General features: G+C 60.4%; 23 protein-coding genes. 18 read left to right on the top strand and 5 right to left on the bottom strand.

Features of this window, described 5'->3' with window-relative positions:
• Positions 1 to 14: 14 nt before the first annotated feature.
• The 5 genes from ACILSI_RS14565 to ACILSI_RS14545 all read left to right on the top strand — a co-directional run bounded on the left by ACILSI_RS14565 (position 15) and on the right by ACILSI_RS14545 (position 4,142).
• Complete coding sequence (locus tag ACILSI_RS14565) at positions 15 to 515, top strand: hypothetical protein (protein WP_395722620.1); 501 nt, start codon at positions 15 to 17, stop codon at positions 513 to 515.
• Positions 516 to 619: 104 nt separating this feature from the next.
• Positions 620 to 1,483 carry a prephenate dehydrogenase gene (locus tag ACILSI_RS14560; protein WP_395722619.1) on the top strand — a complete coding sequence of 288 codons (864 nt, stop codon included), beginning with the start codon at positions 620 to 622 and terminating at the stop codon, positions 1,481 to 1,483.
• A 6-nt stretch (positions 1,484 to 1,489) separates the two neighbouring features.
• Complete coding sequence (aroA, locus tag ACILSI_RS14555; protein WP_395722618.1) at positions 1,490 to 2,872, top strand: 3-phosphoshikimate 1-carboxyvinyltransferase; 1,383 nt, start codon at positions 1,490 to 1,492, stop codon at positions 2,870 to 2,872.
• On the top strand, positions 2,869 to 3,507 hold the full coding sequence (gene cmk, locus ACILSI_RS14550) for a (d)CMP kinase (RefSeq protein ID WP_395722617.1): 639 nt from the start codon (positions 2,869 to 2,871) through the stop codon (positions 3,505 to 3,507). Before aroA ends, cmk begins: the two co-directional genes overlap by 4 nt.
• Before the next feature lie 23 nt (positions 3,508 to 3,530).
• Positions 3,531 to 4,142, top strand: a complete 612-nt coding sequence (locus tag ACILSI_RS14545; protein WP_395722616.1) for a lysophospholipid acyltransferase family protein — start codon at positions 3,531 to 3,533, stop codon at positions 4,140 to 4,142.
• A gap of 13 nt (positions 4,143 to 4,155) precedes the next feature.
• Here the strand turns inward: ACILSI_RS14545 and ACILSI_RS14540 are convergent, their stop codons facing one another.
• Together ACILSI_RS14540 and ACILSI_RS14535 are read right to left on the bottom strand one after the other, a co-directional pair.
• Positions 4,156 to 4,563, bottom strand: coding sequence for a DUF2721 domain-containing protein (locus ACILSI_RS14540; RefSeq protein ID WP_395722615.1), 408 nt, complete (start codon positions 4,561 to 4,563; stop codon positions 4,156 to 4,158).
• Positions 4,564 to 4,701: 138 nt separating this feature from the next.
• Positions 4,702 to 5,646 (bottom strand): type I phosphomannose isomerase catalytic subunit, encoded by a 945-nt coding sequence (locus ACILSI_RS14535; RefSeq protein WP_395722614.1) that lies wholly within the window; start codon positions 5,644 to 5,646, stop codon positions 4,702 to 4,704.
• 147 nt (positions 5,647 to 5,793) lie between these two features.
• On the opposite strand from ACILSI_RS14535, the gene ACILSI_RS14530 reads away from it, so the two are divergent.
• The 3 genes from ACILSI_RS14530 to ACILSI_RS14520 are packed head-to-tail and all read left to right on the top strand — an operon-like array spanning position 5,794 to position 9,096.
• Positions 5,794 to 7,128, top strand: coding sequence for an FAD-binding oxidoreductase (locus tag ACILSI_RS14530; RefSeq protein ID WP_395722613.1), 1,335 nt, complete (start codon positions 5,794 to 5,796; stop codon positions 7,126 to 7,128).
• A gap of 2 nt (positions 7,129 to 7,130) precedes the next feature.
• Entirely contained in the window at positions 7,131 to 8,441 is a 1,311-nt protein-coding gene (locus ACILSI_RS14525) for a (Fe-S)-binding protein (RefSeq protein WP_395722612.1), read from the top strand.
• Between the two features lie 52 nt (positions 8,442 to 8,493).
• The gene (locus tag ACILSI_RS14520) at positions 8,494 to 9,096 is read left to right on the top strand and encodes a flavin reductase family protein (RefSeq protein WP_395722611.1); all 603 of its coding nucleotides are present in this window, start codon (positions 8,494 to 8,496) and stop codon (positions 9,094 to 9,096) included.
• A gap of 65 nt (positions 9,097 to 9,161) precedes the next feature.
• Here ACILSI_RS14520 and ACILSI_RS14515 read toward each other — a convergent pair whose 3' ends face one another.
• On the bottom strand, positions 9,162 to 11,240 hold the full coding sequence (locus ACILSI_RS14515) for an FAD-dependent oxidoreductase (RefSeq protein WP_395722610.1): 2,079 nt from the start codon (positions 11,238 to 11,240) through the stop codon (positions 9,162 to 9,164).
• 132 nt (positions 11,241 to 11,372) lie between these two features.
• On the opposite strand from ACILSI_RS14515, the gene ACILSI_RS14510 reads away from it, so the two are divergent.
• On the top strand, positions 11,373 to 11,849 hold the full coding sequence (locus ACILSI_RS14510; protein ID WP_395722609.1) for a YMGG-like glycine zipper-containing protein: 477 nt from the start codon (positions 11,373 to 11,375) through the stop codon (positions 11,847 to 11,849).
• A gap of 37 nt (positions 11,850 to 11,886) precedes the next feature.
• Here ACILSI_RS14510 and ACILSI_RS14505 read toward each other — a convergent pair whose 3' ends face one another.
• Positions 11,887 to 12,294 (bottom strand): RrF2 family transcriptional regulator, encoded by a 408-nt coding sequence (locus ACILSI_RS14505; RefSeq protein ID WP_395722608.1) that lies wholly within the window; start codon positions 12,292 to 12,294, stop codon positions 11,887 to 11,889.
• A gap of 99 nt (positions 12,295 to 12,393) precedes the next feature.
• Here ACILSI_RS14505 and ACILSI_RS14500 point away from each other — a divergent pair, with 99 nt between their 5' ends.
• From ACILSI_RS14500 to ACILSI_RS14490, 3 genes are all read left to right on the top strand, one after another.
• Entirely contained in the window at positions 12,394 to 13,755 is a 1,362-nt protein-coding gene (locus ACILSI_RS14500; RefSeq protein WP_395722607.1) for a replication-associated recombination protein A, read from the top strand.
• A gap of 178 nt (positions 13,756 to 13,933) precedes the next feature.
• Complete coding sequence (locus ACILSI_RS14495) at positions 13,934 to 14,647, top strand: 3D domain-containing protein (protein WP_395722606.1); 714 nt, start codon at positions 13,934 to 13,936, stop codon at positions 14,645 to 14,647.
• 61 nt (positions 14,648 to 14,708) lie between these two features.
• A complete protein-coding gene (locus ACILSI_RS14490) occupies positions 14,709 to 15,929 on the top strand; it encodes an alpha/beta hydrolase (RefSeq protein WP_395722605.1) in 1,221 nt (406 codons plus the stop codon).
• A gap of 6 nt (positions 15,930 to 15,935) precedes the next feature.
• Here ACILSI_RS14490 and ACILSI_RS14485 read toward each other — a convergent pair whose 3' ends face one another.
• On the bottom strand, positions 15,936 to 18,386 hold the full coding sequence (locus ACILSI_RS14485; protein WP_395722604.1) for a PVC-type heme-binding CxxCH protein: 2,451 nt from the start codon (positions 18,384 to 18,386) through the stop codon (positions 15,936 to 15,938).
• A gap of 167 nt (positions 18,387 to 18,553) precedes the next feature.
• On the opposite strand from ACILSI_RS14485, the gene ACILSI_RS14480 reads away from it, so the two are divergent.
• The 6 genes from ACILSI_RS14480 (at position 18,554) to ACILSI_RS14455 (ending at position 24,293) form a co-directional block, all read left to right on the top strand.
• A complete protein-coding gene (locus ACILSI_RS14480) occupies positions 18,554 to 18,700 on the top strand; it encodes a hypothetical protein (RefSeq protein ID WP_395722603.1) in 147 nt (48 codons plus the stop codon).
• An 18-nt stretch (positions 18,701 to 18,718) separates the two neighbouring features.
• On the top strand, positions 18,719 to 21,106 hold the full coding sequence (gene ccoN, locus ACILSI_RS14475; protein WP_395722602.1) for a cytochrome-c oxidase, cbb3-type subunit I: 2,388 nt from the start codon (positions 18,719 to 18,721) through the stop codon (positions 21,104 to 21,106).
• Between the two features lie 15 nt (positions 21,107 to 21,121).
• Complete coding sequence (locus tag ACILSI_RS14470) at positions 21,122 to 21,277, top strand: hypothetical protein (RefSeq protein ID WP_395722601.1); 156 nt, start codon at positions 21,122 to 21,124, stop codon at positions 21,275 to 21,277.
• A 31-nt stretch (positions 21,278 to 21,308) separates the two neighbouring features.
• Positions 21,309 to 22,013: a cbb3-type cytochrome c oxidase N-terminal domain-containing protein gene (locus ACILSI_RS14465; protein WP_395722600.1), complete on the top strand. Its 705-nt coding sequence runs from the start codon at positions 21,309 to 21,311 to the stop codon at positions 22,011 to 22,013.
• Positions 22,014 to 23,447 (top strand): cytochrome c oxidase accessory protein CcoG, encoded by a 1,434-nt coding sequence (gene ccoG / locus ACILSI_RS14460; RefSeq protein WP_395722599.1) that lies wholly within the window; start codon positions 22,014 to 22,016, stop codon positions 23,445 to 23,447. It begins immediately after the preceding gene.
• A 147-nt stretch (positions 23,448 to 23,594) separates the two neighbouring features.
• Positions 23,595 to 24,293 carry a sulfite exporter TauE/SafE family protein gene (locus ACILSI_RS14455; RefSeq protein ID WP_395722598.1) on the top strand — a complete coding sequence of 233 codons (699 nt, stop codon included), beginning with the start codon at positions 23,595 to 23,597 and terminating at the stop codon, positions 24,291 to 24,293.
• Positions 24,294 to 24,332 lie beyond the last annotated feature (39 nt).

Raw genomic sequence — 24,332 nt, 5'->3', positions numbered from 1 at the left:
TCCACCAGAACACCATGAAACGTCCCTTGCTGGCACTCTTGTTGATCGTCTCCGCTGTGAGCATGAACTCATGCTACGGACCCACTCCGCCGCCGCGCCCGCGTGGCCGCTCTTTGGATGCTCCGCCGCGTTACGGAGCCTCGCCGGAGCAGAACAGCTATTTTCAAGGAACCGACACGATTGATCCCAACGCGGCCGCCACAATCCAGCCGCCTGATCCCAATGCCGCGCCGACTGGAGACACGGTGACGACCCCGCCTCCGACTACCGGGGCCACCACCGCGCCGCCCCCCGTGACGGTCACACCTCCCGGCAGCACGCCTCCGACGACCACAGCTCCTCCGACTCCGCCCCCCGCTACCACTGAAATCCCCTACGCCACGCGCATTGCTGGCAAGCCAGGTTTCGTCAAGAGCCCCTTCGACCCGAACGGCCAGGCCATCGACGTGCGTGATTTCCAGTCGGGTCAGAAGGCCCGCTGCCCCTACACGGGCAAAATTTTCCGTGTGCCCTGATCGGCCGTGTTTTTCACGCGGGTCATCGAAATCAAATCCACGCCCGGTCCGTGGATTTGAAGGAGTCGATGTGAGCGGTGAGATTTCACCCAATTATCTGATTCGTGTCCTCTGAACGTTCCATCGCCATCTTCAGCCCCGGTCTGCTCGGTGGGTCGCTGGTGAAGACCATTTTGCAGCGCTTGCCGGGCGTTGAAGTGCGTGTTTGGGCGCGGCGGGAGGAGGCGGTGGAGGAAGTGAGGCGTGAGTTTCCATCGGTCATCGCCAGTTCCAGCATTGCGGACAGCATTCGTGGAGTTTCGCTGGCCGTGCTGTGCATGCCGGTGCAGCACATGCAGGGAGTGGCGCTTCAGATCGCGGATTGTGATCTCTCGGACGATTTGATTGTCACGGATGTGGGCAGTGTGAAGGGCAGCGTCGTTGCCGAACTGGAGCCGGTGTTTGACGGTACCAAGGCATGTTTCATCGGCAGCCACCCGATGGCCGGTTCGCAGCGCACCGGGCTGGCGCATGCGCGGGGGGATTTGTTTTATCAGTCGGCCTGCCTGATTACACCCACGGAAAAAACAAAGCGCGAGGACCATGACCGTATTCGCTCTTTTTGGATCAAGCTCGGCTGTCGTGTCCGTGAGATGACGCCGCAGAAGCATGATCACTGTGTCGCCCGCATTTCTCACCTGCCGCATGCCATGGCGGTGCTCACCACGCTGGCGGCTTTGCGCGATGACGCCAGTGTGCTCGACAACTCCGCCGGCGGTTTCCGTGACACTACGCGCGTGGCTGGCGGGGACCCGGCCATGTGGGCGGGAATTTTCCTCCACAACCGTGACGAGGTCATCGCCGCGCTGCAGGATGCTTCGGCCAGGATGACAGAGCTTCTTGAAATGCTCCAGAGCATGGACGAAGAAGCCCTCCGCCGTTTCCTCGCGCAGGCCAAAGCCTTGCGTGATCTCCTTCCGGCGGTCTGACGCATCATGGCCAGCCTCAAGTCGAAGAAACTCAAAAGCATCCCCGCCGAAATCACCGTTCCTGGTGACAAAAGCATCTCCCACCGTTCCGCGATGTTCGCGGGACTCGCGAAGGGCACCACTATTATCGAGGGCTTCCTGCCCAGCGAGGACTGCCTCTGCACCGTGCATGCCATGCAGGCGCTTGGAGCAACCGTGGAGCCATTGGAAGAAGTCGAGGGTGTCGGCTTGGTGAAACTCGCCATCACCGGCAATGGCCTGAAGCTCAAAGCGCCGACCAAGCCCGTCGATTGCGGCAACTCCGGCACCACCATCCGCCTGCTTGCCGGCATCTTGGCCGGGCAGGACTTTAAAACCGAGTTGTTTGGCGATGCCTCGCTCTCCCGCCGTCCGATGAAGCGCGTGTCCGATCCCCTGGGCCTGATGGGTGCGAAGATCACCGGCCAAGGTGAGAAAATTTGCGCGCCGCTTACCATCGAAGGCGGTCCTTTGAAGCCGATTTATTACAAGCTCCCCGTTGCCAGCGCCCAGGTGAAAAGCGCCATTTTGCTCGCGGGACTTTTCGCGCCAGGCAAGACCACCGTGGTCGAGCCTGTCGCCACGCGGAACCACACCGAGCGTCTGTTCACTCACTTTGGCATCAAATGGCTGCGTGAGGATGACTGCGTCAGCGTCTATGGCGGCCAGGAACCACGAGCCACTGACATCGTCGTGCCGGGGGACATCTCCAGCGCCGCGTTCTGGATGGTCGCCGCCGCCGCCTCGCCAGGGGCGCAGATCACGCTCAAAAACGTCGGCCTCAACCCCACCCGCACTGGCGTCATCAATGTCCTCCTGCGCATGGGTGCCCTCGTCACGAATTCAGAAACGCATTCTGATGGTGAACCACGCGGCAACATCACCGTCCGTGGCGGTGATTTGAACGCCACCGTCATCGGCGGCGCTGAAATCCCGAACGTTATCGACGAACTGCCCATCCTGGCGGTTGCTGGTGCCTTGGCGCGTGGGAAAACCCTCATCCGCGATGCCTCCGAGCTCCGCGTGAAGGAAACGGACCGCATTGCCGCCGTCGCGCAGAACCTTCGCGCTATGGGCGTCACCGTCACCGAGCATCCCGATGGCATGGAGATCGAGGGCGGAGCGAAATTGCAGGGAGCCACGCTGCCTTGCTGGGGCGACCATCGCATCGCCATGGCCTTCCTCGTGGCCGGCATGTTCGCAGAAGGCACCACCACCATCGAAGGCAGCGAGTGCATCTCCACCTCGTATCCCGGCTTTGAGCATCACCTCGATCTGTTCCTGCTGGGCGACACCGGCGCTCCACCGATCCCCGTCATGTCCGGAATTCCGCAGCCCCTGGCGGAAAAACTCAGCCAGAAGCACGCATGAGCGTCCCGCATCCCGTCATCACCATCGACGGTCCTGCCGCCTCCGGCAAAAGCAGCATCGCCCGCCTTGTCGCTCAGCGGCTCGGCTTCACCTATGTGAATACCGGCAACATGTATCGCGCCATGACCTGGGCCGTGCTCCAGGCTGGCGTTGATCCGCAGGATGCCGAAGCCGTTCGCGCCGCTGCCGCCGGCATTGGCATCGAGTCGCCTGTTGTTGAGGGCAAGACCCAGGTCTGCGTCTCCGGCCGCACACTCACCGATGCCGAACTCAACAGCGATCCCGTCAATCGTGCCGTTTCCTTCATCGCCCGCGTCGCCGAGGTGCGGGAACGTCTCGTCGCTGATCAACGTGCCTTGGGGAGCATCGGTCCGCTCGTCATGGAAGGTCGTGACATCGGCTCGGTCGTTTTTCCCGACAGCCCGCATAAAATCTACGTCGATGCCAGCGCGGAGGTCCGCGCCAGCCGCCGCAGCGCCCAGGGGCTTGCCGACCAGGTCGCAGAGCGCGATCGTCTCGACAAAGAGCGCAAAACCAGCCCGTTGGTCATTCCTGAAGGGGCCGTGGTCATCGATAATTCCCACATCACTCTCGACCAGGCCGTCGAGCAGGTGATTGCGGCGCTCAAGCTCTGAACCAACCAGCGACCGGGACTCCTATGAACTTCAGCTACTGGCTCGGCTATCGCTTCTTCAGCGAACTTGCCCGTGGCCTGTATGACTACCGTGTCATCGGCGCTGAAAAGCTGCAATTCTCCGGTCCGGCTCTCATCGCCTCCAACCACGACAGTTTTCTCGACCCCCCCTTCGTGGGCCAGGCTTTTGACGAGGCCATCCACTACTTCGCCCGCAAGTCACTCTTTGATCATCCCCTCGTCGGCAAAGTCCTTCGCAGTTGGCAGGCCATCCCCATCGACCGTGACAAGCCCGATGCTTCTTCCTTGAAGGCCACCATCCGCCTCCTGCGTGACGGAAAAAAAGTCCTCATCTTCCCCGAGGGAACACGCAGCCCCGATGGCAAGCTCCAGAAGGCGGAGGCCGGTGTCGGTCTCTTCATCGCCAAAGGCGGGGCGCCGGTGCTGCCCGTGCGCATTTTCGGCACCCACGAGGCCTATCCGCGGGGGGCCAAAACCCTGCGTCCCGCGCGTGTCACCGTGGTCATCGGTGATCTTTGGTCGCCTGACCTCCCCAGCTACACGCAGACCGGCAAAGATCTCTACCAGACTCTTGCCGACGAGGTCATGCATCGCATCGCCGAGCTGACCCTCTGATGGACCTTGGGGTTTACTCCTCCCGGCACTTCACATCCTGCAGTTGTAGGTCCAGCGCCGTGCCGGACATCTGGATCTCCACCAGTGACAGCGTCAACGATCCGAGCATCAGCACCAGGCTGATGCCAAATGTGATCTGCCCGCCCGCCTGCCGGTCAAAGAAGATCAGCGTCGTGCTCACCACGCAAAACATCAGGCTCAGCACCCCCAGCGTTTGCATGTGCTTGATGATTCGGATGCGCTTCCGCAAATTTTGAATCTGCTTTAGCAGCAGGGGCTCCTGCGTGCTTTGCCAGCTCGCATGCAGCCCCCGCACCACATTTGCCAGCCCCAGAAACCGGTTCGTGTAGGCCAGCATCAGCAGCGAGATCGCCGGAAACAGCAGCGACGGTGTGGAAAGGGGCAGTTCGGGCAGGGTCATGCCCGTTAGTCGCCTCAAGAACGCCCTTCAACAAGTCTGCATGCCTCCCAGGTTCCTCTTCTCCATCTCGTCCTTTATCCCGGCCGCCTTGTCCCGCATTCAGGCGTTGCCTTGAAGGCCAACGGCCTTCATCCAAGCTCACGCTGGAACGCGAATCTCCAACCACTGACTCGTCGTATCAATGGGTGTCACTACACGAGTCTTTGCATCCATAGCAGCCGGAATCAGCGCAAAGTCGCCCGCCTTCAAAATTGTCCCGCCCACGCTGATCTTGCCGCTCACCACGGCCAGCGTGACACATTCACCGGCTTCACCTGCGGACCCGGCTTTGTCACACAGCCGCACATCGAAGAAATCACACTTCACCAGCGTGCCATCCGCCGCGATCTGCTGCACCTGTGGCTCGAAATCCGCGAAGTCGATGCTCTGCAACGACTCCTGCACATGCAGCGCACGTGGCTTGCCATCCAGGCCCACGCGGTTCCAATCGAAGACGCGGTAGGTGGTGTCGCTGTTCTGCTGGATCTCGTAGATCAGCAGCCCGGCACCGATGGCATGCACGCGCCCACTGGGGATGAACAGGCAGTCGCCCGTGCGGGCTTCGATCACATGCACCACCTCGGCCACCGCGCCGTTTTGCAGGGCCTTGTCAAAATCCGCCCGCGTCACACCGGGCTTCAATCCGGCGTAAATCTTCGCGCCAGGCTCTGCATGCGCGATGAACCACATCTCCGTCTTCGGTTCGCCCTTCAGAGCCGCCGCCATGTTCGCGGGCGGATGCACCTGGATGGAGAGATCATCGCAGGCATCGAGAATCTTCATCAGCAGCGGGAAGGTGGGGCTTGGGGACGCCAGCAACGCCTTACCAAACACCGCCTCGCGATGGCTCGCCCACAACTCATGAAGCGACACGCCGTCTGCCGTCACACTTTGTGCCTCGGGGCGGTCTGAAACGGTCCAGGCTTCGCCAAACGGGGTGGTGGCATCAGGGAGCGTGGCTCCCAGCAGGGTTTCCATGCGGCGGCCACCCCAGACACGGCTTTGATAGATTGGTGTGAAGCGGATGGGTTGGTTAAATTTCATAAGCCTTGATTATGGGCCTCTCGTTCTTCATCCGACAATTCAAAAAATGGGTGGATTGACAACCCGCCCTTCGCCATTCTGCGCCTTGTGAACATCGTTGATTCCAGTTTCATTCAATCGCTCCAAGCAATCCTCAGCCCTGAACGAGTGCTGACCTCTGCGGAGGACATCGTGCCCTACAGCTTCGATGGCACCGCCGCCCTGAAGCAGCGTCCCGGAGCCGTCGTCTTTCCTCTCACCGCCGAAGAAGTGGCCGGGTGCGTCCGACTGGCGCGTAAATGCAGCGTGCCGGTGGTCACGCGTGGCTCAGGCACCGGCTTGAGCGGCGGCAGCGTGCCGCTGGATGGTTGCTTGGTGATCTGCCTCGTGAAAATGGACAAGCTCATCGAAGTGGATGAGAAAAACCTCACGCTGCGTGCGCAAAGCGGTGTGATCACCAAGGAGATCGATGACGCGGCAGCCAAGGTCGGCCTGTTTTATCCACCGGACCCCGGTTCGATGAAAATCTCCACCATCGGCGGCAACGTGGCCGAAAACTCCGGCGGCTTGCGCGGCCTGAAGTATGGCGTGACACGGGATTACGTCATGGGCATCGAAGTCGTGCTGCCAGATGGCACGCTGACCTTTCTCGGCAACAAATGCGTCAAGGATGTGGCCGGTTACTCGATGAAGGATCTGTTCATCGGCAGCGAAGGCACGCTCGGCATCATCACCGAGGTCATTTTGAAGGTGCTGCCGCGTCCGAAGGCGCGCAAAACGATGCTGGCGCTTTACGATTCGATGGATGCCGCAGCGAAGACGATCTCTGCCATCATCGCGGCGAAGATCATCCCTTGCACTCTGGAGTTTCTCGACCGTGTCACGGTGCAGTGCGTCGAAGACTACGCCAAGATCGGCCTGCCCACCGATGTGGAAGCCCTCGTGCTGATGGAGACGGATGGACACCCGGTCGTCGTTGAGGAAGAAGCCGCACAAATGATGGCGCTCGCCAAAGCCAACGGCGCGCATGATGTGCGTGCCGCCGCCGACGAGGCCGAAGGGGCGAAACTCGCCGCCGCACGTCGCAACGCCTTCTCCGCACTCGCCCGCGTGCGCCCCACCACGATCCTCGAAGACGTGACCGTGCCGCGCAGCGAACTCGCCACGATGGTCGCCTTCATCGACAGCGTCGCGAAGAAGCACAATCTCCAGATTGGCACCTTCGGTCATCTGGGCGATGGCAACCTGCATCCGACCTTCCTCACCAACGAACGTGATCGTGAGGAGATGCACCGCATTGAAGTCGCGCTGGAGGAGATCGTCGAAGAAACCATCCGCCTCGGTGGCACTGTCACTGGCGAGCACGGCGTCGGACTCGCCAAAAAAGCCTTCCTTAAGCGCCAACTTGGCGAAGGTAGCTACGAACTCATGCGCAGCATTAAACAAGCCCTCGACCCGCAAGGGCTGCTGAACCCAGGGAAGATTTTCGATTTGAGGAACTGATCATGTCGCAAGCCTCGCTCCTCCAATCCCTCGATTACTCCGTGCTCCAGCAGTGCATGCACTGTGGCATGTGCCTGCCGACGTGTCCGACCTACGTCGAAACGAAGCTGGAACGAAACAGCCCGCGCGGGCGCATCTCGCTCATGCGTGCGGTGGCGGACGGCGATCTCGAAGTCTCCCGGGCGCTGTCGGATGAGATGTATTACTGCCTCGGTTGCCTGGCGTGCCAGACCGCGTGCCCAGCAGGCGTGAACTACGCCGAGCTGTTTGAAACGGCCCGTGCCGAGGTGGAGCAGGCGAATGTGAATGAAGGCATGCGGCGTGGTTTCTGGCGCTGGATCACGCTGAACGTCATCTTCATGCATCCGTGGCTGCTACGATTAATCGGACGTGTGCTGCGTGTGTATCAAAGCACCGGACTCGACAAGCTGATGCGAAAAGTGCGCTTTTTTGGCCTCATGCCGCGCTCGCTGGCGAACTTGGAGCCGCAGACTCCGCAAATCGCGCCGCAATTCTCGGATGACATCATCTGGCCGGAAGAATCGCCTGTCGCAGGGCAGGGGAGTCGTGTGGGATTGCTCACCGGCTGCATTCAGGATCTAGCGTTCTCAAACATCAATCGCGACACGGCTGATGTGCTGCTCGCAAACGGCTGCGAAATCATCACGCCGCGATCGCAGAGCTGCTGCGGCTCCTTGCACGCGCACAATGGCGAGCTCGAACTGGCTCGCGAGCTGGCCCGCAGGCAGATCGACAGCTTTGATCTCGATTCGCTTGATGCCATCATCACGAATGCTGGCGGCTGCGGCTCGCATTTGAAGACCTATGGCCATTTGCTGCACGATGATCCGCTCTATGCCGCCAAAGCGAAGGTGTGGGATAAAAAAGTGAAGGACATTCACGAATGGCTCGTGCAGATACGCTTCCGCAAACCGACCGCCGGTGCGGGCGTGAGCGAAGTGACGTATCACGAGAGTTGCCACCTCTGCCACGGCCAGAAGGTCGTCTCGCAGCCGCGTCAGGTGCTCGCCAGCATTCCCGGACTCGTGCTGAAGGAACTGCCGGAGTCGAACTGGTGCTGTGGCAGCGCCGGCATCTACAACATCACCCAGCCCGAGCAGAGCCAGAAGCTGCTGGACCGCAAAGTTGCCAACTTGAAGCTCACGAAAGTCCCCATCGTGGCCACCAGCAACCCTGGCTGCCATCTACAACTCGCCAACGGCCTCCGCTCCTGCGGTGAGCATCCCTGCCACGAAGTCACGCAGCCGGTCACGTTGCTGGCACGCGCGTATCGTGCTGAGCATCATTCTTGACGAGTCTTGACCCTTCTTGACGACTTCCTTGACCATCACTTGACCTCCCCTCATGGAACTCGATCTCACCGGCCCGCTGCGCGAAGACGCCTACATGATCCTCGCCGGACTCGTCACGCCGCGTCCGATTGCGCTGACGACCACCGTCGATCTCGAAGGCCGCGTGAACGCGGCACCGTTTAGCTTTTTTAACGTGCTGGGCGATTCGCCGCCCATCGTCGGCCTCTGTCCCGGTGATCGCTCCCCCGGCGTGCCGAAGGACACGGCGCGAAACATCCGCCTGACGCATGAGTTCGTGGTGAACCTCGTCGATGAAGCGCTCGCCGAGAAGATGAACCTCTGCTCCGCCTCTCTGCCTTCGGGTGAAAACGAACTGCTGCATGCTGGGCTCACCGCCGTGGCCAGCAGCGTCGTCAAACCACCGCGCATCGCCGAATCTCCCGCCAGCCTCGAATGCCGCAGCCACAGCATCCTCGAGATCGGCGACAACCGCCTCATCATTGGCGAAGTCCTTCGCGTGCATGTGCGTGACGACATCTTCGATCCCGAAACCTGGCTGGTGAAGCCGGGGAACTACCACCCCATCGGCCGCATGCAGAGCCCGCATTGGTACTGCCGCACGCGGGAGATGTTTGAGCTGAGAAGACCGAGGTGATTATGGAGTGCCGACGATTCGTCGGCAAATGAGTTTGAATGGCGACGAATCGTCGCCGCTCCATATCATTTCGCCAGCCACTGTGCCGCATCAATGATGACGTGGCCGGTGGTGCCTTCGTTGCGGATTTCGAGCCAGCCGGTTTTGCCGGATTCGAAGCGGAAGGTGCCAAGTGGTAACAGATTGTGCTTCTCCGTGGGCTTTTCCTTTTGATTCACGATGACGGTTTTCTCGCCGTCGGCGTGGTGGATGATGACGGGGACCTTTTCGGCACGATTGCCGAGCGCGGTGTAGGCGATGGCGACGCGATACTGGTCTGCGGTGGGGAGATTCGGCGTAAAGCGGGCTTTTTGCTCGCCTTTGAGGCTGTCGCCGTCGTGACGGTAGCCCTGGCCGACGAAACCGGGCGTGGTGTGGCCTTCGGAGCTGAAGCCGCTCAGATCGGCCTCGCTGTCATCGACGACGATGCCACCGACTTGTTCCTTGGTGAAGGCGACATGCTCCGGCATGGGCGGCGATTCGAAATCGAGCACCTGGCCATCGGCGAGGAGCTTCTCTTTGAGTTTGGCGTAGTCGAGCTTTTGCAGCTCGACGCCGTTTTCGATGGCGAGCACGGCGGCGGTGGCGGCGCTTTGGCCCATGACCATGAAGACGGGCTCCATGCGGATGCTGCCATACGAGATGTGGCTGGCGCTGAGGCACACGGGCACGAGCAGGTTCGTGCATTGCTCGGCCTTTGGCGTGATGCTGCGGTAGCTGATCGGATACGGACGCACGCCGATCTGGATATCGCCTTCGTTGCGGGCAAAGCCTTCCTTGGTGACGTAGCGCTGCGTATGGTGGCTGTCCATGTTGTAGGCACCCATGCCGACGCTGTCCTCGACGATGACGCGGCGTTTGCAGTTTTGCTCGCTCATGACATAGCCGCCGATCATGCGGCGGGCCTCGCGCACATACATCTGGCGCGGCCAGTTGCCGTTGTCGGTGAACTCATCTTTCGCCAGGCCCCACTGCGAGTAGTAGGCGCGGATTTTCTCCGGCACACGCGGATGATTGGCGAGCGTCCACATGAGGCCCTTTTGATAATCCTCATGCGCCTTCCAGATCTTCGCCCGCGTGGCGTAATCAGCGTCCGGGTAGTCGTAGTTCATGCCGATCATGTCGGTGCTGAAGGCGAAGTTGTTGTTCGTGTCCGTCTTGCGGTTCGGCATCGGCGTGGGGGCCCAAGGATGACGCGGATCACCGGCTTCAAAGTTGCGCAGCAGCAGCTCGAACTGCTTTTCGTCGTAGTTTTCCGGCTTCGGGAACGGCACGCGGTTGGAGTCGTCGTCCGTGTTGCACATGCGGAAGTTGTAAGCCTGGATGCGGTGGTCGCCGTCGCCGTCTTTGCCTTCCGGCATCGGCGTGACGCCCCAAACAAGCCCGCTGCTCGGATCGCCCGGCTTCACATACGGATCGACGTTCTTGATGAACTGATGGTGCTTCGCACCGGCCATCTGGAGGCCGTTGATGGTCTCGCCATAGAGCGAATTTGCCTCGCGACCGACATGGTAGCTCACGCCTGCCTTCGCCATGAGATCGCCTTCGTAGGTGGCGTCGATGAACATCGCCCCTTCGAACTCCTTGCCGCTCTCCATGATGATCTTGGTGATGCGAGTGCCGTTTTTGACGACGCCTTTCTTCAAATCGAGCCGCTCACCGAAGACGACGGTCACCTTGTCCTTCACCTTGGCGAGCATGGCGTCGTAAACCTCCGTCGCGGCATGTGGCTCGAAGGTCCACATGGTCGTTTCGGTGCTGGAGTTGCCGTGCGGGCGTTTGGCGAAGTATTGCTCGCGTGTCTGCTGCTTCCACTTCGCGGGATCGGCGTAGTAGGTGAAGATGTTCGCGTAAAACTCGCGTGAGATGCCGCCGATGGCCTTTTTGTTGCCGATGTCCGTGGCACCGAGGCCGCCGGTGGTCAGGCCACCGAGGAATTTCGTCGGTTCGATCAGAACAGCCGTTTTGCCCATGCGCGCGGCCTGGATGGCGGCGGTGATGCCACCGGAACTGCCGCCATAGACGACGATGTCATACGAATCGGCCGCGGCGAGTGGTGTGACGGCTGCGAGCGTGGAAAGCAGGAGGGCAGGGAGGAGCTTCATGGTGGCGCACCCCAGCGCAGTTGGGGCGGTTTTGCAACTGCGGGGATGGCTTGTGCTGTGCGCTGAAAAAAGAATCGAATAGCTCTCATTTAGCGTCGTCAGAGTGCGGGACAAGATTCACATCACCACCCCATGAAGACATCCCTCGCTCGCACGTTCACCTTTGGAACTCTGCTTCTGACCTTCACCCTGGCCTCCTGCGCTGATCCTTACGGCTACGGATATGGACCCGGCTACGGCCCTGGTGGCTACGGAGGCGGTGGTTACGGTCGTCCTCCTGCCCAAGGTGCGGTGACGGGCGCACTGCTTGGCGCGGCGGCAGGTGGGATCATCGGCAATCAAAGTCGTCGCGGACTCGAAGGCGCGGCCATTGGTGGTCTGCTTGGCGCGTTCGCCGGCGGGGCGATCCAAAACAGCCGCCAGCAGCGTCAATACAGCTCATACAACCAGCCGAACTGCAATCCGGGTTACAATCAAGGCTACAATCAAGGTTATAACCCAGGCTACGGCCAGCCTAGCTATCAGCAGGATTATCAACCGCAGGGTTACAGCCCGAACTATGGCCAGCAGTCCAGCTACAATCCCTACTCGTTTGGCAACTGGCAGTAGAATGGGCGATCTGATTCAGGCTGGCAGATCTCAGATCTCAGATCTCAAACGAGACGGACTCGCGCGAGCGTTCTTTCTCGATGATCTGCGCCACGGTGTGCTCGGAGAACCACTGCGCCACCTGATCCCGCAGGTCGGTGAACACCTGTCCCAGCGCGTCGTGATCCGCGCCTGGGATGGGATCAAACGGGCCGTCGAACAGCGTGACGACCTCGCCAAGCGTGATCCGTGCCGGATGCGTGACGAGCTGGTAGCCGCCACCCACGCCGCGCTTGCTGCGCAGCAGACCTCCGTTTTTGAGGGCCAGCAGGATTTGCTCAAGGAACTTCAGCGGGATGCGCTCTTTGCTGGCGAGATCCTGGATGGAGAAGTTCGTGCCCTCGCGCTCGCGTCCCATCGCCACGAGGGCGCGGAGGGCGTATTCGGCTTTTTTCGAGAGCTTCATGGGCGGGAACGGAGCGCTATCGGAACATCAAACCACCGCTGGCGCAAACTGCGATTTGCCGCCGGGGTGATTCAGCGTCATTCATCGCATTGAATCCGCATGAGCGACGATTTTTTCGCCCCACCAGCCTCGGAGCCGCCTCGTGCCGCTGCGGTGGTGGCTCATGCGAGCGCGCCGCTGGCCGCGCGGATGAGGCCGCGCACGCTGGATGAGTATGTCGGGCAGCAGCACATTCTGGCCGAAGGCAAGCTGCTGCGTCGTGCAGTTCAGGCGGATCGTTTTTCCTCGATCATCCTCTACGGCCCGCCGGGTGTGGGAAAGACGACGCTGGCGCACATCATCTCGCAGGAGACGAAATCGCGCTTCGTGGCTCTCAGCGGCGTGGAAAGCAGCGTGGCGGACATTCGCAAGGAGGCGGAGAACGCCGGGCATCACCAGCGGCTCTATAACAAGACGACAATCCTGTTTGTGGATGAGATTCATCGCTTCAACAAGGCGCAGCAGGATGTGCTGCTGCCGCATGTGGAGCGCGGCACGCTGCGTTTCATCGGTGCGACGACGCACAACCCGTTCTTTTACGTCAACAGCCCGCTCGTGAGCCGCTCGCAGGTGTTCACGTTGGAACCGCTGGGCATCGCCGACCTCGAAGCGCTCATGGATCGTGCCTTGAGCGATGTGGAACGCGGTTTGGGCGGCATGAAGGCGCGGATTGAACCCGACGCGCGTCATCACCTCGCCACCGTGGCCGATGGTGATGCGCGACGCTGCCTGAATGCGCTGGAACTGGCCGTGCTCTCGACGCAACCGGACGCGGCAGGCGAAATCGTCATTACCCTGGCTGCTGCCGAGGAGTCGGTGCAGCAAAAGACCGTTGTTTATGATGGTGATGGCGACGCGCACTACGACACGATTAGCGCCTTCATCAAAAGCATGCGCGCGTCCGATCCAGACGCGGCGCTCTACTGGCTGGCGAAAATGCTCTACGCCGGTGAGGACATCCGCTTCATCGCCCGGCGCATTGTGATCGCAGCGAGCGAGGACATCGGAATGGCCGACAGCAACGCGCTGCGCGTGGCCGTGGCGGCGCAGCAGGCGGTCGAATTTATTGGCATGCCCGAAGCGCGCATCATTCTGGCCCACGCGACGATTTACAACGCCACCGCGCCCAAGAGCAACCGTGCCTATACCGCCATCGACGCCGCGTTGGAAGACGTGAAAAATGGCCGAACCCTGCCGGTGCCGAAGCATCTGCGGGACGCGCACCACAAGAAAGCCGCGAAGGAATTCGGTCACGGAGAAGGCTATCTCTACCCTCACAATTACGAGGGCGGTTTCGTACCCCAGCGCTGCCTGGAAGGCGGCAAACAGTACTACGACCCCACCGCAAACGGGCTGGAAGCCCGTGTCAAAGAGCGCCTGGATCACTGGCGGAAGCTTTGGGAAGACCAAGGGCAATCATAAAGCTGCTTGGCTTAGCGGACTTGCGAGCCTGACGCTCTGACGCCTCTGCGCCCTTTATCGCGCAGTGGTTACAGTAATTAACTTTTATTAAATTCTAAAAGTATGCAAACTATGAATAATATATTGAGGATATATGAAAATTACGGTATCAGTTTCGTAATTCCAAAAATATCCAGCCATGTACAACTCACGTTTGATGACCACTGGCCTGTGTGTCGCCTTGGCGGCCACTCTTTCTTCCTGTGCCTTGCCCAAGCAGCCGCTGCTCACCTATTGGATGGAAAAGGGGAATAAAAAGGCGGCTCCCCTCGAAACAGGTAAGCAGTACGAAGTGCGCAAGGCCTTGGCGACCAACATCCCTTTCCGTCCGACTCAGATCAAAGGCTACACTTTTGTGTTCGAGGCGCCCAAGCCGCCGCTGGTGATCGCCTCGAACTTGCATCGCAATTCTCAGATGCGCGTGCGCACCACGGCTTACACACACGATGAAAGCGACCACATCGTCTATGGTGTGAAGAACGCCATCGGCACCAACTTGAAGTTCGGCAACGTGCGCAGCGCTGCCGCAGACTGGTCGCGCTTCCCGGTTGGCACCAAGTTCCGCATCGCCGGTCAGCCCAATGTGGTTTATGAAGTGGATGACTATGGCAGCGCTCTCGTCGGCACCGGCACCATTGATCTCTACAAGCCCAGCCAGTCCATGATGAATGACTGGGGCGTGCGCCATGTGGACATCGAGGTCATTCAATGGGGCTCCTATGAGCGCAGCATGCGGCTCATGCGCGACCGCACCAAGTGGAAACACGTTCGCTCTATGATGGAGGGCATCGAGGCCCGCCTGCGCACCGCCGGACTGCCCGATGGCAAGCTTCCCGTCACTGCCTCGCTGTAAATCGCCACCACCGGGAAATCGGGCGATATTACGCCGCATAAAGTGCCGTTAAAAATGGCACATGCGTGCCGCCATCCTTCTGAGTTTCCTTCTCACTGCCAGCCTCAGCCAGGCCCAGAACAAACTAGGAGCGCAGCCACCCATCACGCCGCGCCAGATTGCGGCGGCCTTAATGACCGCTTCCCAGCCTGCGGAGGAAAAAGCGCTGCATGACAAGGTGATACGCCTCTTTGGCATCAACAACCTCACCCAAGGCCGGGCCGGCGCGAAGATCGAGGCCACCACCGTCGCCTGGGCCGTCATCGACCCCAAACCGGCCCGCGTCGTGCAGCAGGACGGCACGCTGATTGGCGAAATGATCGCGCTCAGTGGGGATGGTCTCCAAGTGCTCGTCGCCGACATGCCGAACTTCACCGAGTTCGGCTACCGCGTCGAATCCGAAGGCATGCCGCGCCTCGCCGGCACCGTGCATGTGGAGCATTTTGACTACACCGCCGACAGCCAGCCGCAACCAGGCGTGCCACAGGGCAGGCTGGAGAAGTTTGAATGGACCACGAGCCAGGTCTTCCCTGAAACCGTGCGCGATGTCACGGTGTATCTGCCCGCCAACTTCAAACCCGGCGAGGAAACCTGCCTCATGGTCTGGCAGGACGGCTCACGCCATGTCGATCCCACCGGGCCCATGCGCGCCTCCGTCGTCTTCGACAATCTTATCCAGAAAAAAGACATGCCCCGCACCGTCGGTGTCTTCATCGACCCCGGTCGCAAGCCCAAGCAGAAGCGGGGCGATAAAGCCGGGAACCGCAGCTTCGAATACGACTCCCTTGGCGACGCCTACGCCCGCTTCCTCATCGGCGAAATCCTGCCCGAGGTGGAAAAGCGTTATCAGGCCAAGTTCCGCCCGCAGCCCGAGTCCTGGGCCATCGCCGGTGGCTCCTCCGGCGGCATCTGCTCCTTCACCGTCGCGTGGGAGCGGCCGGACAAATTCCGCAAGGTGCTCTGCTGGGTCGGCACTTTCGTCGATATTCGCGGCGGCCATCACTACCCGTATCTCGTGCGCATCACCGAGCGCAAACCCATCCGCGTCTATCTGCTCGATGGCGAAAACGACCTCGACAACAAATTCGGCAACTGGCCCCTCGCCAACAAGATGATGGCCGCCTCGCTCAAATACATGAACTACGACTTCCGCATCGACTGGACCCAGTGCTTCCACGGCAGCAAAGGCATGGCACCGCACCTGCCCGAGGCCCTGCGCTGGCTCTGGCGCGATGTGAAGTGAAAAAGCTTACTTACTGCCGATGAAGGTCAGCACATCGGCCACATCTTGCGCGGTGAGCACGCTTTCCAGTCCTTCGGGCATGATGGAGGTCGTCAGTGTTTTGAGTTCTTGAATGTCCGAGCGCAAAACAACGATCTCGGCACCGCCGGGCAGGCGGATCGTGAGGTTGCCGGGGGTTTCGGAGGCTAGCTGGCCGACCACGAGCGTCTTGTCCTTCTTGGTTACCTGTGTGGCTGCATTGCGCTGCTCCACGGCGCGGTTCGGATCAAAAATGGCCTCGATGAGCTGCTCGCGCGGCTTGGTGGCCACCGTTTTCAAATCGGGGCCGACCTCAATGCCGAGTTCGCCCACTTTGTGGCAGATCATGCAGGCTTTTTGGAACACGGCGGCTCCGCGTTTGGCATCGCCCCTGAGTTTGACGGCTTCCGTGCTGTATTGGGCGACGACCTTCTGCCGGTTCGGGTTGTGGTTGGTGATCACGGGCAGCGCGGCGGCCACGGCAGGCGCTTTCTGCGGCGATGGCTTCAGCAGCGGCTTTTCCAGCTCGATAAACACATCGTCGGACGAAGTCCCCGTCGCTGTGAGCGCCGCAGCACGAACCTGCGGAGCGAGTGGCCTGAGCGCCGCATGCAAGGCATCCGCTGTCATGCCGCCGAGCTGCATGATCGTGAACGCCGCCTGAATGCGCACCGCTGGCGCTGCCGTGAGCAGTTTCTTCAATGCAGGGACGGCAGCCGTATCACCACGCTCAATCAATAAGCGCTGCGCGGTGTCACGCATCCACCCATTCGTTGAAGCCATCGCAGCGATGGGATTTCGTATTTTAGTCCCGCCTTGAGGCGGTCCGGTCCGCCCGATGCGGTAAATCCGCCCCTTATCCTCCCCACCTCGCAAATCGAGTCCCTTCGCGATCTCTGCCGGAATCCACTCCGGGTGCTCCAGCACGAGGCGATACATGTCCACGATATAAAGCGCGCCATCCGGGCCAGTGCGGGCCATGCTGGGGCGGAACCAGTTGTCCTCGCTGGCGATGAACTCGCTCTCGGCGTCGCCAGGATGACGTTGGCTGGTGATGGAAGCGCCGTCGTAGCTCAACACCTCGCGATGCACGAGGTTGTTGGCCGGTTCGCAGATGAACAGGACGTTTTCGCCATCCGCGCCGAAGGTCGTGTCGCGAAACGGCATGGGCGAGCAGCCGGAGGTCAGCGTGTTGACGAAACTCGCCTGATTAAAGCGCCGCACCGGCGGACTGGCGGGAAACACACGCTTTTCGTCGTTCAGATTGCCGCGCACCGACTTCGCCACGATTTCGGGATGGCGTTCCAGATGGCGAAACGGCAGCCAGTAGTGCCAGCCGATGGTGCTGTTGTTGTTGCCGAACCAATTGCCGAATTCATCTCGCCACTTGCCATACTGACTGCGACCGCCTTCGAGCGCGAATTCGCCGGTGCGTGGGTCAAAACGGAAGTCATTCGTGCCGAGCGCGATTTTTTTGCCCGTCTTCACGCAGGTGATGTCGCCGCCGCTGTCACCATTCGCCCCGTAGAACCAGCCGTCGAGTCCCCAGCAGAAGCCGTTCACGAGATGCTGCGGGTTGCCAGCGGTGAAGCCGGTGAACCAGGTCTCGCGTTTGTCGCACTTGCCATCGCCATTCGTGTCCTCGGCGTAGAAGATGTCCGGGATGTTGGCGATGAAGACGCCGTTTTTCCACGGCGCGAGGCCGGTGGGATGCTTTAGGCCGTCGAGAAACAGCGATGCCTTGTCATAAACACCGTCGCCATCCGTGTCCGTGAGGATTTTGACACGTCCGGTCTGCAACTCGGACACTTTGCCCTGTCCCATGCTGCCATCGTTGGTCTTCTCACCGGGCGCGAAGGGATAATCGCCCATTTCCACGACCCACATTCTCCCTTTCGCGTCCCAGTCCATGAACACGGGGTCTTGCACGAGCGGTTCATGCGCCACGAGCATCGCTTCAAAGCCAGGCTTCAATTTCAGCGCCTTCAGTGAGTCCTGCGGCGATCTTGGCGCGGGGCCGGGCACTTTGAGCAGCTCGGAGAAGGGGATGCGCTGCTTCGTCGCCTCAATCCACATGGCTGAATCATGAAATGTGACGCCTTGATCACGACCCTTCGCATCCACGATCAGCGGCAGGCTGTTCGCATCGCCCGCCTTGCCCTCGCGCAGCACCTGCGACCAGCCTTCGTCCCATTGCAGGTTCTTTTTGGCCCGTTCCTTCGGCACGAACAGGAACACGCCGTATTCGCGGGTGTTTGAGACAATGATGTCTTCGAAACCATCGCCGTTCAGATCCACAAAGCGCACGCCGTTGTCCTCCCCCTTGGCGTCCTTGACACTGGCCGTGCCGGGGAGCGTGTGATTACGCAGTTTTTCAGGCACTTCGACAGCGCTGAGGTGACTGAGACAAAGCAGAAAAAGCAGGTGGATTCGGTGCATGGCGGCGGGAGGCTTCAAACCAACGCGTTGTGGGCTTGTCTTCCTTTGTGCAGCATGCAAAAAATGTCCGCAAAATCCGGGCAGCATCAAACAATGCATGCCGAGCGCATGAATCCTCTCTAAGCTCTAGTGAAACCACAATGGAAGTTTTCGCTGTCACCATCTTCATGAGTCTCGCCTTCGCCGTGCTGTTTGCGGTGCTGTTTTTAGGGGAGCGCTCACAGCGGAAGCACCACAGCATTGAGCAGGACGCCCTGCTGCCGCTGGATGATGGCTCTCCTGCTCCTGTTCGTCCGCAAAACCCTCTTTCCTGATCCCCCACTCCCTTCTCTATGACCACCACAGCCTCCAAGATCACGATCGAATTCGATGACGGCGTTGTCCGGCGTTTCATGATAGCCTCCATCATCTGGGGCATCGTGGGCATGCTGGCGGGCGTCTTCATCGCATCGCAGTTGAACTTTCATCAGCTCAATCTCGCTTCCTGGCTGAGTTTTGGCCGCCTGCGTCCGCTGCACACGAACGCGGTGATCTTTGCCTTCGTGGGGAACATGATGTTCGCGGGGGTCTATTACTCGACCCAGCGGCTGTGCAAGGCGCGCATGGCGTCGGATTTGCTCTCCAACATTCACTTCTGGGGCTGGCAGCTCATCATCGTGGCGGCGGCGATCACCCTGCCTTTGGGTTTGACCCGTGGTCAGGAGTACGCGGAGCTCATCTGGCCGATCAACATCGCCGTGGCACTGATCTGGGTCGTCTTTGCGGTGAACTTCTTCTGGACGCTCGCGAAGCGCAACGAGCCGTCGCTCTACGTCGCGCTGTGGTTCTACATCTCCACGGTCATCACCATCGCGATTCTTTACATCGTGAACCATCTCTCGATCCCGACGAGCTGGACGCACAGCTACACGATCTTTGCCGGGGTGCAGAACGGGCTGGTCCAATGGTGGTATGGTCACAACGCCGTCGCCTTCTTCCTCACCACGCCGATTCTGGGCATCATGTACTACTTCCTGCCGAAGGCGGTGGAGCGTCCGGTGTATTCGTATCGTCTCTCCATCGTTCACTTCTGGTCGTTGGTGTTCATTTACATCTGGGCGGGCCCGCATCATCTGCTGAACACCGCCTTGCCGAAGTGGCTTCAAATGCTGGGCATGTTCTTCAGCCTCATGCTGTGGGCCCCGAGCTGGGGTGGCATGCTCAACGGTCTGCTCACCCTGCGTGGTGCCTGGGACAAGCTCCGCACCGATCCGGTGGTGAAGTTCTTCATCGCCGCCGTGACCTTCTACGGCATGGCCACGTTTGAAGGGCCGCTGCTTTCCATCCGCGCAGTCAACGCGCTCTCGCATTACTCCGACTGGACCATCGGCCACGTCCATGCGGGTGCGATGGGCTGGAACGGCTTCATGGCCGCCGGTCTCTTCTACTGGCTCACACCACGGCTCTATGGCACGAAGCTTCACTCCCTGGCCTGGGCCAATTTCCATTTCTGGATCGGCCTCATCGGCATCCTGGTCTATGTCGGCGCCATGTGGGTCTCCGGCATCATGCAGGGCCTCATGCTGAATGCCACCACGCCGGACGGCACCGCGCTGGTTTACCCGAACTTCATCGACACGCTGACCTCGATCCGCGCCATGATGGGCTTCCGCATCATCGGTGGCTCGCTCTATCTCGTGGGCATGATCCTCATGGGCATCAATATCTGGCTGACCATTCGCAAGGGCAAACCGGTGAACGAAACCCGCGAAGTGGCTGTCATCGAACGCAGCCAGCGCGACACCATGGGCCTCAAGGAAACCTTCCTCAATGATCCCATCGCCTGCGCTTTCGGCGGCCTGATTCTCATCCTCGCCTGGCTCTTCCTGCCCCCAGGTGCCGACATCGCCGCGCTCGTCTGCGCCGGTATCTTCGCTGTGATGGCGGTGAAACGCTTCCAGAAAGGCCATCATCGCTGGTCGCAGTGGTATGACAGCCTGCTGCACAACTGGCTGCCCTTCACGGTGCTCACCTTCGTGGCTGTGGCGTTGGGTGGTCTGATCCAGATCATTCCAACCGTCATGGTGAACCGTGCCACCAACGTCGAGGACCGTATCCAGCAGCCTTACACGCCGCTCGAACTCGCCGGACGTGACATTTACATCAGCGAAGGCTGCTACAACTGCCACTCGCAGATGATCCGCACCATGCTTCCCGACGTGCTGCGTTACGGCGACTACAGCCGCTTGGGCGAGAGCATTTACGATCACCCCTACCAGTGGGGCTCCAAGCGGACCGGCCCCGATCTGGCCCGCGAAGGTGGCAAATACCCGCATAGCTGGCATTACGACCACATGAAGGATCCTCGTGCGGTCTCGGTCGGCTCCAACATGCCCGCCTACACGCATCTCTTTACCGACAAGTTCGACCAGAAGACGCTATGGAAGAAGATCGCTGTCATGACGCAGCTCGGCGTGCCTTATCCCGCGATGACCGAGACTGAGGTCAAAACCAAGGCGGTCGAGCAAGGCATCCAGATCGTCAAAGAGCTCGAAGCTCAGAGCCGCAGCGGTGCTCTGCCAGACACGCAGATTGTCGCCCTCATCGCTTACTTGCAGAAGCTCGGGAAATTCGATGTGCCGGATCTTGAGGGGAAACTCAAAGGCACTCCGGCGGGCATCCCGTTCCCGCTGAAACCCGGTATTCCTGACGGCTACCGCACCTCAGCCACCACGAAATAATCACCCCCGCACACCATGTACAAACGCATCATCTACGACTCCGCGCTCGACTGGGTGCCCTACGTCGCCTTTGGCGTCACGTTCACCGTGTTCCTGATCTTCATCGTGCGTGCCATCGGCCTGCGCAAAGACAGCGCTGACAAACTTTCCCGCCTTCCTCTGGACGACTGAGTTCCGCGAACTTCAAACACTTCATCCCGCCATGACATCCCAATCTCCCAACAATGGCCCCGTGCTCCGCGAGCACACTTACGACGGCATCCAGGAGTACGATCAAAAACTGCCGAACTGGTGGCTCTTCACCTGGTACATCACCATGGTCTGGTTTGTGATCGCCTGGGTCGCCTACTATCAGCTCAACCTCGGTGAGTCCGGCGAGGAGCAGGTGGACAAGGCGCTGGCCAACATCAAGGCCATCCAGCTCAAGGAGCTCGAAAAGCTCACCGACGAGAAACTCTGGGCCATGTCCCAGGATGAAAAAATCGTCGCCGCCGGCGCGGCCACATTCGCCACCACCTGTGTGGCTTGCCATGGCACTGATCTAAGTGCCACAGCGCTGAGCGCCACGCCGGACAATCCAAAAACAAAGGTGAAAGTGAAGCTGCCAGGCCTGCCGCTCAACGACACCGAATGGAAGCATGGCGGCACTCCATTGCAGCTTCTCAGCCTCGTCCGCAAAGGAGCGCCTGATCTGACCAAAGGCATGCCGCCGTGGGAGCCGCAGCTCGGCCTCACCCGCGTTGTCGAGGTCGTCTCCTTCGTTCTCAGCAAGCACAAGAAAGGCGAGCCCGTCACGCTCGCGGCAGATTCACCTTTGAAACCCGGTGCGGCTGCGGCACCCTCTGCGGCCAGCGCCGCCATACCTCCAGCGGCTGCGCCTGCCGTTCCTGCGCCCGCAGGCAAGTAGATGAAACCTAGCACCCCGACTCTCGACTCGCTCTCCACCATCCACGCCGACGGTTCGCGCAAATTCGTTCACCCGTCCGATGTCCATGGTCCCTTCACTCTCTGGAGACGTGTCGCCGCGCTGGCGCTGCTGGTCATTTACATCGCGCTGCCGTGGATTCCGGTGAACGGCTTTCCCGCCGTCTTTCTCGACGTGCAGGAGCGCCGTTTCCATTTCTTCGGCCTCACGCTCGCCACCCAGGACCTCTGGATCGGCTTCTTCCTCGTCACCGGCCTGGCGTTCTCGCTGTTTTTCGTCACCTCGCTGTTTGGCCGGGTCTGGTGCGGTTGGACCTGTCCCTACACCGTGTTCATGGAGCAGCTCTACCGCCGCGTGGAGCGCTGGATCGACGGCGACGGCCCCGCGCGCCGCCAGCTCGAAGACGCGCCGTTGACGGTATCGAAAATCGCCCGCCGTATCTTCAAACACGGTGTTTTCATCCTCATCTCCGCCGTCATTGCCCATATCTTCCTCAGCTACTTCGTTTCGATCAAGTCGCTGTATGAAATGATGCAGCACTCGCCTGCGCATCATGCCAAGGCATTCGGCGTCGTGCTGTTTCTCACCGGGGCGCTGTATTTTTCCTTCAGTTGGTTCCGCGAGCAGTTCTGCATCATCCTCTGCCCTTACGGACGCCTGCAATCCGCGCTCATGGACGACAACTCTGTCGTCATCGGCTACGACAAAAAACGTGGCGAGCCGCGTGGCAAGTCCACCGTCGAAAAGCCTGCGGGTGATTGCATCGACTGCCGCCGCTGTGTGCAGGTCTGCCCCACCGGCATCGACATTCGCAACGGCCTCCAGTTGGAATGCATCGGCTGCGCCGCCTGCGTCGATGCCTGCGACGACATCATGACCAAGCTGAAGCGTCCGAAGGGCCTCGTGCGCCACGATTCCTACGTCGGCCTCCAGGGGGGCAAAACACGGCTCATTCGTCCGCGCACCATCTTGTACACCGTCATGCTGGTCGTCGGTGCCGTCGCCTTCACCTTCGCCGTCACGCGCATTTCTCCGCTCCGTGCCAGTGTCGTCCGCATGGGCGGCGCGTCATTCTATGTGGACTCCGGCATCATTCGGAATCAGTTCCAGCTCCGCGTCATCAACAAGCGCAATGCCGAATCCACCTACAAGATCGAGCTTGTGGGCAGTGTGCCCCCTTCTTTGAAGATCGTAGGTGTCGATCAAACGATCACGCTTCCGGCCATGGGGGAAGATTTGAAGACCATTGTCCTCACTCTGCCGCAGGCTGACTACAAGAAGCACTTCAAGTTCCGCATCAAGGTCACCGACGCCGCCCGTGGCGACAGCAACGAGACCCGTGTCATGGAATACCTCGGCCCGGATCCCAAGGCCGCGCCTGCCGCCGCGCTCAACGCCAAAGACTTTATTCACTAACGGTCATGATTCCCAAATGTCTTTCCAGCCGCCCTTGGCTCTTCGTGACCGTTGCCTTCATCGGTTTTGTCGCTTGGTGGGTCTTTTTCATTACACTGGCGATCAAAAACGCACCGCCGGAGATTCCGCTGACGACTCGCAAAGCCCATGCAGTCCATTGATACCAGCGCCGCCGCTTTCCTGGCCGGACTCGTCACCAGCGTCCATTGCGTTGGCATGTGCGGCCCGCTGTCGTGCTCATGGGCGGTTTCGTCCAAGCCCGGCGAGTCCAGCTTCTTGCGTGACACCGGCCTGTATCACGCTGGCAGGCTCGTTTCGTATGCCGTCGTCGGTTCCATCGCCGGACTGATCGGCGTCATGCCGCTGAAGTTCTTCCAGCATGGCGCGGGTATCGTGCTGCCTTGGTTGCTTGTCATCGCCTTCGCCATCGTAGGCATGGGCTTGGAAACGTATCTGCCAAAGCCGCAGTTCCTGCGCTCCGGCGTGCGCCGCATCCAGACTTTCGCCTTCCGCATGCACAGCGCCACGCGGGCAGGGTTGCTCGGCTTCGCCACGCCGCTGCTGCCCTGCGGTCCGCTCTATTTGATGTTCGCCCTCGCCATGGCCAATGGCTCCGCCCTCAAAGGAGCCGAGTTTGCCTTCGCCTTCGGTTTGGGCACGCTCCCGCTTCTCTGGCTTGCCCAAACGCAGCTCCACCTCATCAGCGGCAAAGTTCAGCCTCAGACCATGCGCAAAATCCAGCGCGCCCTCGCTTTCACCGCCGCGCTCATCATGGCCTGGCGTCTTCGTGGAACCCTCGATTTCGGCAGCGAAGAGATTCCAAGCTGCTGCCATGCGGCGCTTTGAGTTCATCGGACGTTCCAGCACTCCTCGGTTGCAGCCGTC

Source organism: Prosthecobacter sp., assembly GCF_044232965.1.
Lineage (GTDB): Bacteria > Verrucomicrobiota > Verrucomicrobiia > Verrucomicrobiales > Verrucomicrobiaceae > Prosthecobacter.
Note: the sequence above shows the minus strand (reverse complement) of the source record. Positions and strands in the feature narration are given on the sequence as shown.